Here is a 15,898-nt window from a genome sequence, read left to right on the forward strand (position 1 = left end):
TTACGATGAAGAAGATATATCATATCCTGAGCTTATGTTTGGTAATTCCCATGCTATTGAGCTCTTGTAAAGAAGATTTTGGCGGGGTAGATTATCCCGATGGGCCGTTGGCCTTATCCGTAGATGAATCGGAAATCGTTTTGGATGTGGCCGCTCCGGAAAGCGATGCGATTACCTTTCAGTGGACTCCGGGATCGAATTTTGGATCCAATGCGGCGATAAAATATACTTTTGAGCTGGCGGTAAGGGGGACAAATTTTGACGAAGCGGTCAGTAGTACGCACGACCAGGGAAATACGATACTGGCCTATCGGACGGCCGTCCTCAACAGGTTATTGCTTGATGATTTTGGCGTGGAACCCGGGAGCTCGGTAGAACTCGAGACCCGTGTAACGGCGCATGTGCAGGCAGAAGGTATAGCACCTCAAGTTTCTGACGTTGTCGTGATAACCGTGCAGACCTATAAACCTGTTAGTTCCACGTTATTCCTGATTGGCAGTGCCACACCGAATGGATGGAGTGCAGATGAGCCAACACCAATGAATGCCATGCAGGGTACGCCGGGAGGCTTTATGTGGCAAGGTAATTTAGTTCCGGGTGAGTTTAAGTTTATCACAACAGAAGGCCAGTTTACGCCTTCCTACAACCGTGGCGAAAACAACAATACCCTGTATTTTAGGGAGTCAGAAGACGATCCGTATGATGAGCCGTTCCATATCACGGAAGCAGGAACGTATCAGATTAGGGTTAATCTGATTGCCCGGACGATTGATATCGTAGAAGCAGAAGGGCCGCCGTATAGTGAATTGTGGTTTGTCGGAGGCTTTACGGGATGGCAGTTCGAGCCGATGGTGCAGGATGCCAATGATCCGTTTATCTTTTACTACCACGCTGTACTCAGCTCACATGCCGGATCGGATGAATTCAAGATCGCCACCCGGCCGGATTTTGATCAGAGCATCGTATTCCTACGTCCGGAAACCAACGGACAGGGAGCGGGTACGGATCTGCCGGTAGTGAGCTGGTCGGAAAGTGAGAACGCAGCGGACTATAAATGGAAAATATCGGATGGAACGTACAAAATCAGGTTGGATCTGCGTGAAAATAAAATCGATATTGTACCCTTCACACCTTATGCTAATATGTATCTGGTTGGGGATGCAACACCCAACGGATGGGATATGGAAAATGCAACAGCCATGGCAAAAGGGAGTACCGCTTACCAATTTACATGGACGGGTGCGCTAAAAGCCGGGGAGTTAAAATTTAGCTGTGATAAGCAGGCAGACTGGAATGGAGCTTGGTTCCTGGCTCTGGCCAATGGGATAGAGCCTACCGGTGATGTGGAACAGATACTGTTCAGTAATCCCGGCTCTAATCCGGATAATAAGTGGAAGATCGCGTCTGCGGGAACATATACGATTACCCTGGATCAGTTAAAACATACCGTAATCATTGAAAAACAATAGGAAGAAAGAAAATGAAGAAAATACCTTGGTCTTTACTGATTTGTACTACCCTGTTATGGGGAAGTTGCAAAGATTATTATGATGTCAACGCAGATCCAGTGACGTATGGTGAAACCTACTTTAAGGCAGCTCTGCATAAAGATCGGGCAGTATATAGTCCCGGCGATCAGGTAAAACTCTCTTTGGATGGCAAAATCGATCCACAGGAATTAACGGTTTGCTATACACATCTCGGAGAGGTATTAAAAGAAGAGAAGCTAACAGGTCCTTCTTGGACTTGGACAGCACCATCGGATGACTTTAAGGGTTATTTGGTGTATGTGTACAAGAGCGATGATCCACAAAAGAAAGCGCTGCACAGCATGGCGATCGATGTGTCGTCGGAATGGACGAAATTTCCGAGATATGGTTTTGTTTCCAGTTACGGGCGCTTATCGCCAGAGATCATTCAACGGAATATCGAGAACCTAAGCCGTTTTCATATCAATGGCGTACAATTCTACGACTGGAAATACGATCATCAGAAACCCCTTGCCGGAACACCGGAAAACCCGGCCGAAAGCTGGCTAGACTTGATCGGACGGACAAACTACAAGTCTACCGTAGCGGGTTATATCCAGGCAGCACATGATAAGGGGATGAAAGCGATGTTTTATAACTTGTTGTTCGGTGCGTTATCGAATGCCGCGGGTGATGGTGTACGGGAAGAGTGGTATCTGTTCAAGGATGCAGAACGGAATGAAAAAGATGTGCATCCATTGGATCCGCCGTTTCGCAGCAGTATTTATCTGACAAACCCTGCGAATACGGAATGGCAGAATTACCTCAATAAACGTCATCAGGAAGTGTACGACGTATTTGATTTTGACGGTTTTCATATTGACCAATTGGGCAATCGCGGAACCGTTTATGACTATGATGGTCAGGAGGTGGATCTGGCTCAAGCGTATGGCCCGTTTATTGAATCCACTGTTGCGGCATTTCCAGATAAATACCATGTGATGAACTCCGTCACACAATATGGGCAGGAGAGTCCGATAGCAACTTCGGGTGTAGACTTCCTGTACACCGAAGTTTGGGATCCGTTTAATTCATTTAATGACCTCGTGGGCATTATCCACGATAACTATCGGTACAGCGGTTATGAGAAAAACAGTGTGCTGGCAGCGTATATGAACTATGGACGTTCCAATCAACCCGGATTTGTCAACGAGCCGGGAATCCTGCTCACCAATTCGGTTATCTTTGCCAATGGCGGAGCACATCTGGAAATCGGTGAACATTATCTCACGAACGAATATTTCCCCAATAATAACCTACAGTTGCGAGGAACAACTAAAGATAAGCTGATTACCTACTATGATTTCATGGTGGGCTACCAGAACTTACTGCGCGACGGGGGAGAGGTCTTTGAGCCTGCTGTCGAAGCACAAGACGAGGGTATAACCGTAGCGAATGGAACCGCTGTCCAAGGAAATATAACGAGTTACGGGCGTCGGTTCAGTAACCGTGATGTTGTTCATCTTGTCAATTTCAACAATGCCAGTACCATGGAATGGCGCGACAGCAATGGTACGCAACGCGAACCGAATACCGTGACCGATGTGTCTTTGCGGATTCCGGTAAGCAAAACGGTGCGTAAGGTATGGATGGCAACGCCGGATATCGCTGCCGGTGCACCCACGGAACTTTCTGCAGAGCAGCAAGGAAATACGTTGATGGTTAGCTTGCCAAGCCTTCAATATTGGGATATGTTGGTTATAGAATATTAAGGATATGAAGTTAATAAGATATATAGCAGTATGGTGTACGGTGTTTCTGTCAGCTTTCGGAGCAACGGCACAGCAGGAAGCGAAATCGCAAGGCTGTTCAAGTTATACTATAGATGGAAACGTAGTTACTTTTCATGGAGATGCCGGCGCGAAGCTGCAATTGAAATTCAACAGCAGTTCGATGGTACGGATCTGGTTTGATCCAACCGGTGAACTGAAACGAAGCAACCCCTCCTTTGCCGTGATAAATGAAGGGCTGGAAGATGTGGGGGAGATTTCGGTGAATGACGAACCGTCGAGTTATGAGATTTACACCGCCAAGTTACGGGTGAGGCTGCATAAAAAAGATATGCAATTGCTCATCTACGACAAATGGCAGAAATTGATTTTTAGCGATTATCAGGATCGAGGACATGAGGTCGACGGTACGCGTATAGTGGCGCATAAGGTTCTGCGGAGCGACGAGAACATCTTCGGGCTTGGCGAGAAAACAGGGCCGCTCAACAGACGCGGGCGTGCCTACAAAATGTGGAATAGCGACCGACCTTGCTATAGTGCTCAGGAGGATCCGCTCTATAAGAGTATCCCTTTCTTTATGAGCAGTTATAATTATGGGGTTTTTCTGGATAATACCTACAAAACGGAGTTTAAATTCGGTACTGAGTCGGATGAGTTCTATTCTTTTGAGGCCCCTGACGGCGCTTTTATTTACTATTTTATCTATGGCAAAGATTATAAAGATATTCAGGCCCAATATATCGCCCTAACCGGTAAGCCGATCATGCCGCCGAAGTGGGCTTTTGGCTTTGCACAGAGCCGTGGGCTGTACACCCGGGAAGATCAGGCACTCGAAATCGCTACGGAATTTAGAAAACGGCAGATACCCATTGATATTATATACCAGGACATTGGCTGGACACAGTGGCTACAGGATTTTGAATGGCGGAAAGGAAATTATGAAAACCCCAAAGCCATGTTGGAGGAGCTGAAGCAAAATGGTTTTAAAATGATCCTGTCGCAGGATCCTGTTATTTCACAGGCGAACAAAAAGCAGTGGGAGGAAGCCGATGCCAAGGGGTTCTTTGTTAAGGATAGCCGTACAGGCAAATCGTATGATATGCCCTGGCCATGGGGCGGTAATTGCGGTGTCGTAGACTTTACGATACCGGAGGTAGCCGACTGGTGGGGCGAGCAGCAGCAAAAGCCATTAGCCGACGGTGCGCATGGGTTTTGGACGGATATGGGTGAACCGGCTTGGAGTAACGAAGAGGATGCCGACCGTCTTTATATGCAGCACCATATCGGTATGCACGATGAAATTCACAATGTATACGGCCTCACTTGGGATAAGGTAGTGAAAGAGCAGTTTGAGAAGCATAATCCCAACAAGCGGGTGTTTCAGATGACCAGGGCAGCTTATGCCGGATTGCAGCGTTATACATTTGGCTGGTCGGGCGATAGCGGAAACGGCGCGGATGTCTTGCAGGGTTGGGGGCAGTTTGCCAACCAGGTTGCGGTGGGCATTTCCGCCGGACTTGGGGGAATACCGTTCTGGACGACCGATATTTCGGGCTATTGTGGAGATATTACAGATTATCCGGCTATGGCAGAACTGTATACCCGCTGGATGCAATTCGGAATCTTTAATCCGCTGAGCCGTGCACACCACGAAGGCGACAATGCGGTAGAACCTTGGCTCTTTGGTGAGGTAGCCGAAAAAAATGCGAAAGCGGCTATCGAGCTTAAATATCAATTATTTCCATATTTGTATACCTACGGCCGGCAGGCTTATGATACCGGACTTCCGATTCTGCGCGGATTGTTTATGGAGTATCCGGATGACGAGCAGGCGGTTAAGGTGGAAGACCAGTTTATATTCGGACAGGAATTGCTCGTAGCGCCGGTGCTAAAAAAAGGCGAGCGCGTAAAACGGCTGTATCTTCCCGAAGGCGAATGGATTGATTTCCACGATAAGAAGACCGTTTATTTCGGTGGTGAACGAATTGCCTACCGGGCACCGCTAAACGTCATTCCGATGTTTGTGAAAAAAGGATCTATCGTGCCGATGATGCCGGTGATGCAATATATCCACGAAAGAGAAGATTATCCACTGTATATGCACATTTTTCCAAATTATGAGGGAGAACAGGCTTCTTTTACCGTCTATGAAGACGATGGGGAGAGTTTGGATTATCAAAACAACGTTTCTTCGCAAACCGGTTTTATCTGCATCACAACAGATACAGGATATACGATGGAAGTTACGCCGCAGGATAAAGGGTATATGCCGGCAAAAGGCCGGAATATCGTCTTGCGCTTCCATATCGAGCAAACTCCGGCAGCTGTAAAAGTAGATGGTAAGGCTATTTCCGATAACCCGGATTTGTTTACGGTGGAAACACTGGACGGAAATAGTCCGGAAACCGCTTGGTCTTGGAATGAAGAAACGGGCGAATGCATGGTGCGTTTCCCAGACAATAGAAAGAAAGTAACAATACAGATAAATGGAATATAACATGATAAAGAAATGGTTTTGGGTAGTCGGATTTTGTTGTCTGGGGCTTTGGAGCGCGGCACAGGAATTGAAATCACCAAACGGTAACCTGTCGTTGTCGTTTGCTGTGGAAGATGGAGGTGGGCCTACCTATTCCCTGCACTATAAAAATAAAACGGTTGTGAAACCCAGTAAATTGGGTTTTACGTTGACAGGGAATACACGCAAATCGGAGTTTGGCGGAGAAACGGATGCAGGTAAAACACAGGAGGAAAGTTTACTTGCAACCGGATTTAAGGTCATAGATCGTCAGGAGTCAACTTTTGACGAAACCTGGCAACCGGTGTGGGGCGAATCTAAGGATATCCGCAACCATTACAACGAGCTGGCGGTAACATTGCAACAGGATGACTCGAAACGAAAAATGGTGATCCGGTTTCGGCTTTACGACGAAGGGGTAGGTTTCCGCTATGAATTTCCGGAGCAACAGGATCTGGCCTATCTGGTCGTGAAAGAAGAAGAAACGGAATTCGCCATGACGGGCGACCATATGGCATTTTGGATTCCCGGAGATTATGATACGCAGGAGTATAATTATACCACTTCTCGATTGTCCGAAATACGTGATCTAATGCAGGAGGCTATTACACCTAATGCATCGCAGACCCCGTTTTCGCCAACGGGCGTACAAACGGCCTTGATGATGAAAACAGATGACGGCCTGTATATCAATATACATGAAGCGGCGTTGATTAATTTTGCCTGTATGCACTTGAATCTGGACGATAAAAATTTTGTCTTTAAATCTTGGTTGACACCGGATGCAAACGGTACGAAAGGTAATTTACAGACACCGGCACGTAGTCCGTGGAGAACCATTATGGTGAGTGATGATGCCCGTGATATTTTAGCGGCCAACCTAACGCTGAATCTGAATGAGCCCTCAAAGATCGAGGATACCTCATGGATTAAGCCGACGAAGTATGTCGGGGTGTGGTGGGAAATGATTACCGGAAAAAGCGAATGGTCATATACTTATGACTTACCAAGTGTGCATATTGGAAAAACCGATTATACGCAGGTAAAACCACACGGCAGACATGGTGCGACTACGGCGAACGTGAAGCGTTACGTCGATTTCGCAGCCGCGCATGGCTTTGATGGGGTACTCGTCGAAGGATGGAATATTGGTTGGGAAGATTGGTTTGGAAATGCGAAAGACTATGTCTTTGATTTTGTGACGCCTTATCCGGATTTTGATCTGGATGAAATACGTACGTATGCGAAGAGCAAAGGTGTGAAGATGATTATGCACCATGAAACTTCAGGTTCGATACGAAATTACGAACGGCACTTAGATCAAGCCTATCAATTCATGAGAGATAATGGTTATGATGCGGTGAAAACAGGTTATGTTGGCAATATTATTCCCCGTGGAGAATACCATTATAGCCAATGGATCAACAACCATTATCAGTATGCGTTGGAAAAGGCAGCGGAATATCAGATTATGATCAATGCACACGAAGCGGTACGCCCAACAGGATTGAGCCGGACTTGGCCGAACCTCATTGGAAATGAATCTGCCCGTGGCACCGAATATCAAGCATTCGGGGGAGACAGAAACCACCCGAATCACGTCACGATATTACCGTTCACCCGGCAGATAGGAGGGCCTATGGACTACACGCCGGGTATTTTTGAAATGGATATATCTAAGGTGAATCCGAATAACGACTCTTGGGTCAACAGTACATTGGCGAATCAGTTAGCGCTTTATGTAACCATGTACAGCCCCTTACAGATGGCAGCCGATCTGCCGGAAAACTACGAACGGTTTATGGATGCTTTCCAATTCATCAAAGATGTTGCCTTGGATTGGGATGAGAGTAAGTACCTAGAGGCTGAGCCGGGGGAGTACGTGACCGTAGCACGCAAGGCAAAAGGAACAAATACTTGGTTTGTTGGAAATGTAGCAGGAGAAAATGGCCATACCTCGGAGTTGGAATTCGGATTTCTAGATCCAGGAAAGAAATATACGGCAACGATATATGCCGATGCGAAAGATGCGCATTATAAGGATAATCCGCAAGCGTATACGATTTCAAAAAAATCGATTACACATAAGTCTAAGCTGAAATTGAGAAGTGCGCCGGGAGGAGGCTATGCTATTCATATTCAAGAAGTGGAGAGGTGATTTTTCAAGGTTTTGCCGTATGGAAGCGTCATGGCGAGGTACTTCTTTGAGTTGGCGTGGTAACGATGGATGCCGTCGCCGACCTCCGTTGCGGTATGGATGACATGGTTGCTGAAGGGCTTATCTAAACAATTATCACATATTTAAACGCTTTTTGTATTGTGATGGATTTTCTCCGGTCAGTTTTTTGAAAAGCCTATTGAAATAGGAAACATTTTCGAACCCTAACCGGAATGCAAGTTCCTGTATGCTATAATTTTCGATTAACATCATCAATTGTGCTTTTTCAATTTTTTTCTGATTGATGTATTTCCCTGGAGTACAATTGAGCTGTTTTTTGAATAATCTTATGAAATGATCTTTCGTTAAGAACGATATTTCTGCCAACTTATCAATATGAATGGGAGTATGGATGTTCGTATGTATATACTCGAGTACTCTTGACATACGCTCATCAACATTTGGTGTCTTCGGTGTTGCGTAAGCAAAAAACCGTGATAATAATTGCTGAATTATACCTCGGCTTTCCAACTCTAATGCTAGGGGTGTGTTGCCTTGCATCGCAATATTCTTTATTAATTCAGTCGAGTTATCGTAGGCGCCTGGATCGTAAAAAGATAATTCCCTTCCGGGATTGATCAAATATAGTCGTTCGACTAAATCTAAAAGTAAAGCGTCTCCCTCAATCTCTACAGGAAAGTTCATCTGATCAAAGATGCTGGATTTCTTCTCTAAAGTTTCATATATGTGGATGTAATAAAGATAAAACTCATTATCGCACTCATAACTATGTGGAGTATAGGAGGGTGTTAAATATAAATGTTGTGTGTTTAATGGATGTTTATTACCATCTCGGAGAAGCCAAGCATTCCCTCTTGTAACAACATGAATCCTGGTAAAGGGACTGTTTATGTTTTTCCAGTTCCAGTCGGCATGATGTTCAGCATAGCCAATATTTAATAAAATAAATTCAGATAGATGTTTTTCTTTTCGCAAGACTCCTCCTTTGTTTTTCTCCCTAATATTCTTAAGCTGGTTATATCGTAAAACTAATTGTATTTAATGGTTTATAATTAAACATTATTAAAGGTATATTTTTTATCTATTATTGTCAATATTATTGCGAATCAAAAGTCGATATAGTATATGTTTTTATCGATTCTTGTAAAGATTTTTTTTGTTTTAGTATATATCTTCGAAATATTATAAACCTATACAAAGGCAGATATTTCGAGGCTAAAATAGGAACTGAGAGTACGACGTGGCTATAAGACAAAACACACAAGAAAATAATAAAAATGGATATTATAACTCGCAAAATAGGCAACGTTCAAAAACAGCATCATCAAATCGTAAAAAGATATTGTCTGATACTAGATCTTATAGACGAGAAACATCTTATTAATGAATATATCAGCGCGCATAGCGAAAAAAATCATTGGAAGGAGATTAGGAGAGGACTTCGGGAGATAGGAATATTGGAAATGGAGATATATGTATATGGCAATAGGTTGGTTATGATCGTCGAAACTGGTTTGGATTTTGATTGGGAAGTAGCATTTTCAAAATTGGAAACATTACCCAGGCAGGTTGAATGGGAGACAAAGATGTCTTTTTTTCAACGTACAAAAGGGGAGAGACCAGACGAAAAATGGCTGATGATGGACAGGATATTTCATCTTTATGATTCAGAAGCATTATAATTGGACGTGTTAATTTTAAAGTCGATAATGTGCTAGTTTTTATCGATAACGTTGCCTCCTCGATATTTTAAATGAGCTAATTTTGATATTAGAGAATGAACCTTTTTTATAAGCCGAATGAGCTATCCCTGTTTTGGACGATCTCAGTTAGATTATAATAATTAAAATACAGTTATTATGGATAGAAGAACAGTAATTAAGATTTTAGGAGGAGCACTACCAGCACTTTATTTGCGTAAAAAGAGCTTTGGAATGGAAACCTGGGGGAAAGTTCCGTTTAAGCCAGATTGGTCGTCATTGGAGCAGTATCAGGTGCCGAGATGGTTTAGGGATGCTAAATTTGGTATATGGGCCCACTGGGGTCCTCAATGTCAGCCGGAGAGAGGGGACTGGTATGCTCGAGGTATGTATGAGGAAGGTTCTGATCAATATAAGTACCATATTAAAAAATATGGACATCCATCGGTTTTTGGATTTAAAGATGTCATCAATGAATGGAAAGCCGAAAAGTGGGACCCGGAAGCTCTTATGGATTTATATAAAAGCACGGGTGCACAATATTTTATGGCGCTAGCTAATCATCATGACAACTTGGACCTTTTCAAAAGCCAACATCATAAGTGGAATAGCACGAATGTCGGCCCGAAGAAAGATTTGGTACGTGGATGGGCAAAGGCCGCGAAAAAACGAGGATTGAAGTTTGGTGTAAGTGTTCACGCGGCACATGCTTGGACATGGTATGAGACAGCTCAACGTGCTGATCAGAACGGACCGCTCAAAGATGTTCACTACGACGGTAAGCTGACCAAAGCGGACGGCGAGGGAAAGTGGTGGCAGGGATACGATCCGCAGGAATTATATGCGCAGAATCACCCATTGAGCAAGGGGAGTGAGGAGGGGCATACCATACACGGGCAATGGCATTGGGATGTGGATTCTGGCGTTAATATTCCCGCCGAGTCTTATTGTGAGAATTTTAAAGACAGGACATTGGAACTGATAAATAACTACCATCCCGATGTCGTATATTTTGATGATACAGCCCTACCACTCTGGCCAATTAGCAATGTAGGCTTGGAAATTGCAGCTCACTACTATAATAAGAGTGCGAGGGAAAATAAAGGGAAGGCAGAAGTAGTGATAAATGGTAAAATCCTGAACGAACAACAGCGTAAATGTATGGTGTGGGATATTGAGCGAGGGCAGAGTGATAAAATCGAACCAGAGCCTTGGCAAACCTGTACCTGTATCGGAGCATGGCACTACGATCGCCGGATTTATGATAATAACCACTATAAATCAGCTAAAACCGTTATACACATGCTTGTGGACGTAGTCAGTAAGAATGGGAATTTATTGCTAAGTGTTCCGCTGCGAGGAGATGGATCATTAGATGATAAAGCAAGAGCTGTAGTAGAAGGTATTGCCGACTGGATGAAAATCAACGCAGAATCTATAATAGGAACCCGGCCATGGCGTGTCTTTGGAGAAGGCCCGGCGCAAGAAGATGCACCGGAACTACATGCACAAGGCTTTAATGAAGGGAGAGGTAAGCCATTCACCAGTGATGACATTCGGTTTACCCAGAAAGGGAATACGTTGTATGCTATCATCATGGGCGTTTCTGATAAAAAATCTTTTAGGATCTCGTCTCTTGGTAAAGAAAAGGCTAATCAAAAGGTTGTAAATAAAGTTGAAATATTGGGCCATAATGGAGATGTGAAATATAAGCAGAATAATGAAGGACTTCATGTATTCATCCCCGAAGGGGTGGTTCAACATAATATTGCTACAGTCTTAAAAATTACCTAAATAGAATGATTCCCGATTAATTGCAGATAAGCATCATACCTAAATTTTACAGAGTCAGTTCATAGTCGCTCCTGTGTAGACGCTATGAGCACACTGACGGTAAAACTTTAACAACTAAAATAACAATCATACAAAAAGATCAATCCACTTCCGATTCCTGTTAATAACGATCTCTGTTATAATACTTCCCGTAACTTAGCATTCAGCTCCTCACCACGTATATTTCGAGCAACAATAATCCCTTCTGGATCAACGAGAATATTCTGTGGAATCGCACGTACACCATATAGTGTCCCCGCTGCATTCTGCCAAGACTGTAGATCAGAGATATGTTTCCAAGTTAACTTTTCTTTTTCAATGGCAGCAACCCAATCTTCAAGTTTGCGATCAAAAGAAACACCGAGGATCTCAAAATTTTTATTCTTAAATTCCGCATATGTCTTCACGAGGTTAGGGTTTTCTCTACGGCAATCCGGACACCAAGAAGCCCAGAATTCGATTAGTACATATTTGCCTCGAAGATCCGAAAGAGAAAAAGGTTCGCCTTCAGGAGTAAGCTGAGTGATAGCTGGGGCTTTTTTGCCTATCGACGAGTTCTCTAGACGTTTCAGGTAGTAATTAAACTGTTTACCCTGTTCCGATTTCCGTACAGATTTGTCCATGCCTTTGAATAACATACGGAGCTCTTTGTAGTCTGGATTATACCCACCTACTCGCTGTATCGTTTTCAGTGTTTCAACACTGGAGGGATTGGCTTTGACCTGTGCTATAAGCTCTTCTTTGCTTTCTTTAATCTGGGCGAAAAGAAGGGTTGGTATGGTGAATAGGAGTAACGCTATATATTTTTTCATTTTCATCTTTTTTATTTCTCCAAAGATAAAGAATTTCTATTTTCTGGAAGGTATCTCCGGTCAGTAAATTGAACGTAGAGGAGTCTCGGATTTGAGAGCGAAATAAACCACGTAGTGCTCATGAATGCCTTAGAAAGCATACGATTATGAATAATTCTTTTTTTTGTATTTAAAAATGAATTTATTTAGGTTTGTTTTGCATAGAATCAATCTAAATAAAATGGAGAATAGTTGTGCACTTACGGTTACACAATACGCCTTTCAACATCAATATATTAAAGGGAGTGCGCTATTTTCTTATAAAACAGAAAAAGCGTGTTATATTAATATCCTCTCCCATAATGGCTCGCGAATAGTTCATTATACATTGTCCCATAGCGCTTGCATTTTACCGGAAGGACATAATGTTATTCACTATGTCGATGCGTACAGTACTATTGAAATACGAAGCGAAGATGCATGTAATCATCTGGTTGTTGTATTGATTATGCCCGAAAGTCTTCACTTTTTTCACGACAAATATCAGCAAGAGTCGGTGAGGTTTGCAAAGGGTTTTGTAACGAAGAGTGATACGCGCTTTCGACTTTTATTTGAGCAGCTCCATTCGTTGTCAGAGACAGATTTGCTTTACCAGATGCGTTCGGAGTTGATTATTTTGGAAATTATATTTCATCAAATACAATCGCTGGCAGTAGAAAACAAAAATACACAGCATGTAATTGTGATGAAAGGTCATTATGAGAAAATCTTACTTGCCAAAGAGATTATCGAAGAAGATCTTTCTAAGAATCATAGTATTCCCGAGTTAGCCAAACAGGTGGGGACAAATGTGCAGTATCTAAAAAAATACTTTAAGCAGTATTTTGGGAAAACGGTAATGAATTATATCACCGAGAAAAAAATGGAACATGCCAAGGAACTTATTCTCACGGGAAACCACTTAGTCTCCGATGTGGCTCGAATGACGGGGTATAAGCATTCTACTCATTTCACCACCGCTTTTAAAAAACATTTTGGCTTTATCCCCAATTCCTTAAAATACAGTTTCCTGATCCAGCAGGGCGCTGAAGTTTTAATGGAATTGGGGTATATTTTTTAATCAAATCTCCATCTTACAAAGGCTTCGATAGCTTCGTAGTCTGCCAATCCGAGTTTATGATATAGCTCTGCCGTTTCACTGGTACGATCCTCCGCACGTACCCAGAATTCACGTGGGTCATCCCCCGGAAACACCGGTACATCTTTTTGTGATTGGTGCTTGAAGATAGCGAGACGCTTGCGTTTCACTTCTTGTGGAGAAAGCGGAACTGCCATTTCAATTTCATGAATCGGATATTCATGCCAAGCTCCTCGATACAGCCATAACCAGCAATCTTTCGTCCATTCCTCTGTTTTTGATAGGCGTTTCAAAGCTTCGAATATAATATCAAAACATACTCTATGTGTCCCATGTGGATCTGCAAAATCACCTGCAGCAAATACCTGATGCGGTTTTACTGCCTGGAGTAATTCCATCGTTTGCTGGATATCGTCTTCATAGGAAACTTCCTTAGAAAATTTACCCCGATCATAAAAGGGTAAATCTTGGAAATGAATGTTACTGTCTGGAAGCCCAACATAACGTGCTCCCGCAATAGCTTCTCCTTTACGGATCAGCGCCTTAATTGTACGAATAATTTCCGGATCAACCTGATTAGGCTGTTTTGTTTTGAAGAATTCTTTCGCTTCGTTGTAGATATTTGTTGTAACGCCATTGTCGTCATCAATTGCAACGGCAAAATCTTGAACAAATTCCAAATACCGCAAAACATCATCGTCCCAAACAGCCGTGTTGCCTGAAGTTTGATAAGCAACATGTACATTATGCCCTTGGTCAGCTAAACGGATGAATGTTCCGCCCATAGAAATAACATCGTCATCGGGATGAGGAGAGAACAGGATAACATTTTTTCGTCCCGGTTCCGCTCGCTCCGGTCTATTCGTATCATCTACGTTGGGTTTTCCTCCTGGCCAGCCAGTGATCGTACGCTGCAGTTCATTGAAAATCTTAATATTGATACTGTATGCCGGTCCTTTCTCCGTAACCAATTGGGCCATACCGTTATTGTTATAATCGTCATCGGTTAACTTTAAAATGGCTTTATTCAATTTCAAAGATAGCCACACCACCGCTTTCTTTATCAACGTATCCGTCCAGGCAACCTCGTGTGCTAACCAAGGCAGGTCGAATCGCGTCAATTGTGAAGCAGCATCCGTGTCCAATATAAATTCTACCGAATCAGAAAGTTGAAGATACGTTGCCGGAATGTCGGATGATATTTCTCCTTCCACCGCTTTTTTAACGATCTCCGCTTTTTTCTCATTCCAAGCCATAAGCACAATCTCTTTTGCTTTGAAGATGGTGCCAACGCCCATCGTTAACGCTTTGGTAGGGACGTTTTCTTTACCTCCAAAATCACGGGAAGCGTCTCGACGTGTTAGATCGTCCAACACGACCAAACGGGTACCTGAGTTTGGTGCTGATCCGGGCTCGTTAAATCCGATATGTCCCGTCCGCCCGATACCTAGCAACTGGATATCGATGCCTCCCAAATTGGATATCTTCTGCTCATATGCTTCACAATAGGCATGTATACCTTCTTCTGGTAATGTTCCATCGGGAATATTGATGTTCTCTTCAGGAATATCAATATGGTCGAACAAATTTTTGTTCATGAAGGTCACATAACTTTGGGGAGCATCAGGTTTCATGGGGTAATACTCGTCCAAATTGAATGTGACAACATTTTTAAAGCTTAATCCCTCTTCTGTATGAAGACGGACTAATTCTTTATACACTTTAACAGGTGTAGCACCGGTAGCCAGACCTAGTACCGCCGTTTCGCCGTTTTCCTGTTTTTTTTTAATGATGCTAGCTATACGATTAGCAACATCCACCGAGGCCTCGTTTTGGTTAGCATATACCTTTACCGGTACGCGTTCAAAACGAGTCTCCTCCAATAAGTTTAATCTTGCCATGGAATGAGAAATAATTTTTATTGTTTACAACCTGAATAACAAATTTAAACATAAAACCTTTCTAAACCGAACAAAATAGGCAAAATCATGCAAAAAAAAGCATAAATAAGGAGCGCAATCGGTTGTTTTGAGGGACTACTTTGTCATGGCGTCGTTGTGTTCTCCGCTGACGACGGGGTTCCTACACATCTTGCGGGGGTATAGATGTTGTTGTTGGTCGGTGAAGCGTGCAGGAGTATGGTCTTCAGGCTGCGGTTGGGGATAATGGGCGTTGTTTTACGCCTACTTGTCTGTGGGTATGGGTGCATAAAGCGTTATGTTGGGTTATCTTCGCCTGCATTTGGAGGGCTAATGGACCGGCTTGCCCTGCTGTGGAATAAAGTGGTATGCATAAGCGTGCCGGTAGGGGTTCCCGCCAGCGTTGTCGGTCGACAAGTTTGTATAGAAGGGGAGAATGTCTATTCCTAGAATAGCTTGACACTTTTTCGGTAAAAAAGAGGAAAAAGATGTCAAAATCAACAGGAGGAAAACAGAAAGAGATTTTACTGAAGGACCGCTTCAGTGATGACAGTTCCAGCCAGC

General features: G+C 43.3%; 11 protein-coding genes. 7 read left to right on the forward strand and 4 right to left on the reverse strand.

Annotation, left to right across the window (positions count from 1 at the left end; all coding sequences use genetic code 11):
* The first annotated feature begins 5 nt into the window (after positions 1 to 5).
* Genes H8B06_RS11780 through H8B06_RS11795 form a run of 4 tightly spaced genes read left to right on the forward strand, consistent with a single transcriptional unit; the run spans position 6 to position 7,932 of the window.
* Entirely contained in the window at positions 6 to 1,469 is a 1,464-nt protein-coding gene (locus H8B06_RS11780) for a SusF/SusE family outer membrane protein (RefSeq protein WP_190994465.1), read from the forward strand.
* Between the two features lie 11 nt (positions 1,470 to 1,480).
* The gene (locus H8B06_RS11785; RefSeq protein WP_190994466.1) at positions 1,481 to 3,241 is read left to right on the forward strand and encodes an endo-dextranase; all 1,761 of its coding nucleotides are present in this window, start codon (positions 1,481 to 1,483) and stop codon (positions 3,239 to 3,241) included.
* A 4-nt stretch (positions 3,242 to 3,245) separates the two neighbouring features.
* Complete coding sequence (locus tag H8B06_RS11790; RefSeq protein ID WP_190994467.1) at positions 3,246 to 5,756, forward strand: glycoside hydrolase family 31 protein; 2,511 nt, start codon at positions 3,246 to 3,248, stop codon at positions 5,754 to 5,756.
* A 1-nt stretch (position 5,757) separates the two neighbouring features.
* The gene (locus H8B06_RS11795; RefSeq protein WP_190994468.1) at positions 5,758 to 7,932 is read left to right on the forward strand and encodes a glycoside hydrolase family 97 protein; all 2,175 of its coding nucleotides are present in this window, start codon (positions 5,758 to 5,760) and stop codon (positions 7,930 to 7,932) included.
* Positions 7,933 to 8,067: 135 nt separating this feature from the next.
* Here H8B06_RS11795 and H8B06_RS11800 read toward each other — a convergent pair whose 3' ends face one another.
* Positions 8,068 to 8,928, reverse strand: coding sequence for an AraC family transcriptional regulator (locus H8B06_RS11800; RefSeq protein ID WP_223857638.1), 861 nt, complete (start codon positions 8,926 to 8,928; stop codon positions 8,068 to 8,070).
* 302 nt (positions 8,929 to 9,230) lie between these two features.
* Here H8B06_RS11800 and H8B06_RS11805 point away from each other — a divergent pair, with 302 nt between their 5' ends.
* Together H8B06_RS11805 and H8B06_RS11810 are read left to right on the forward strand one after the other, a co-directional pair.
* Positions 9,231 to 9,635 (forward strand): L-rhamnose mutarotase, encoded by a 405-nt coding sequence (locus tag H8B06_RS11805; protein ID WP_190994469.1) that lies wholly within the window; start codon positions 9,231 to 9,233, stop codon positions 9,633 to 9,635.
* Positions 9,636 to 9,812: 177 nt separating this feature from the next.
* A complete protein-coding gene (locus tag H8B06_RS11810) occupies positions 9,813 to 11,447 on the forward strand; it encodes an alpha-L-fucosidase (RefSeq protein ID WP_190994470.1) in 1,635 nt (544 codons plus the stop codon).
* Between the two features lie 176 nt (positions 11,448 to 11,623).
* Here H8B06_RS11810 and H8B06_RS11815 read toward each other — a convergent pair whose 3' ends face one another.
* Positions 11,624 to 12,298 carry a peroxiredoxin family protein gene (locus H8B06_RS11815; RefSeq protein WP_190994471.1) on the reverse strand — a complete coding sequence of 225 codons (675 nt, stop codon included), beginning with the start codon at positions 12,296 to 12,298 and terminating at the stop codon, positions 11,624 to 11,626.
* Between the two features lie 220 nt (positions 12,299 to 12,518).
* Between H8B06_RS11815 and H8B06_RS11820 the strand changes: the two genes are divergently transcribed.
* A complete protein-coding gene (locus H8B06_RS11820; protein ID WP_190994472.1) occupies positions 12,519 to 13,397 on the forward strand; it encodes a helix-turn-helix transcriptional regulator in 879 nt (292 codons plus the stop codon).
* Here the strand turns inward: H8B06_RS11820 and nagB are convergent.
* Both nagB and H8B06_RS20665 read right to left on the reverse strand, forming a co-directional pair.
* On the reverse strand, positions 13,394 to 15,316 hold the full coding sequence (gene nagB, locus H8B06_RS11825; RefSeq protein ID WP_190994473.1) for a glucosamine-6-phosphate deaminase: 1,923 nt from the start codon (positions 15,314 to 15,316) through the stop codon (positions 13,394 to 13,396). The two genes, H8B06_RS11820 and nagB, sit on opposite strands and share 4 nt — an antisense overlap.
* A gap of 244 nt (positions 15,317 to 15,560) precedes the next feature.
* On the reverse strand, positions 15,561 to 15,898 hold a 338-nt coding region (locus H8B06_RS20665; RefSeq protein WP_223857639.1), incomplete at its 5' end, for a hypothetical protein.

Source organism: Sphingobacterium micropteri (genome assembly GCF_014692515.1).
In the GTDB taxonomy this organism is placed as follows: Bacteria; Bacteroidota; Bacteroidia; order Sphingobacteriales; family Sphingobacteriaceae; genus Sphingobacterium; species Sphingobacterium micropteri.

What these genes read in the sequence shown, in the direction of transcription:
- H8B06_RS11785 (WP_190994466.1), top strand. Translation starts at nt 1,481, where the DNA reads ATGAAGAAAATACCTTGGTCTTTACTGATTTGTACTACCCTGTTATGG.
- H8B06_RS11780 (WP_190994465.1), top strand. Translation starts at nt 6, where the DNA reads ATGAAGAAGATATATCATATCCTGAGCTTATGTTTGGTAATTCCCATG.
- H8B06_RS11805 (WP_190994469.1), top strand. Translation starts at nt 9,231, where the DNA reads ATGGATATTATAACTCGCAAAATAGGCAACGTTCAAAAACAGCATCAT.
- H8B06_RS11810 (WP_190994470.1), top strand. Translation starts at nt 9,813, where the DNA reads ATGGATAGAAGAACAGTAATTAAGATTTTAGGAGGAGCACTACCAGCA.
- H8B06_RS11815 (WP_190994471.1), bottom strand. Translation starts at nt 12,298, where the DNA reads ATGAAAAAATATATAGCGTTACTCCTATTCACCATACCAACCCTTCTT.
- H8B06_RS11795 (WP_190994468.1), top strand. Translation starts at nt 5,758, where the DNA reads ATGATAAAGAAATGGTTTTGGGTAGTCGGATTTTGTTGTCTGGGGCTT.
- H8B06_RS11790 (WP_190994467.1), top strand. Translation starts at nt 3,246, where the DNA reads ATGAAGTTAATAAGATATATAGCAGTATGGTGTACGGTGTTTCTGTCA.
- H8B06_RS11820 (WP_190994472.1), top strand. Translation starts at nt 12,519, where the DNA reads ATGGAGAATAGTTGTGCACTTACGGTTACACAATACGCCTTTCAACAT.
- nagB (WP_190994473.1), bottom strand. Translation starts at nt 15,316, where the DNA reads ATGGCAAGATTAAACTTATTGGAGGAGACTCGTTTTGAACGCGTACCG.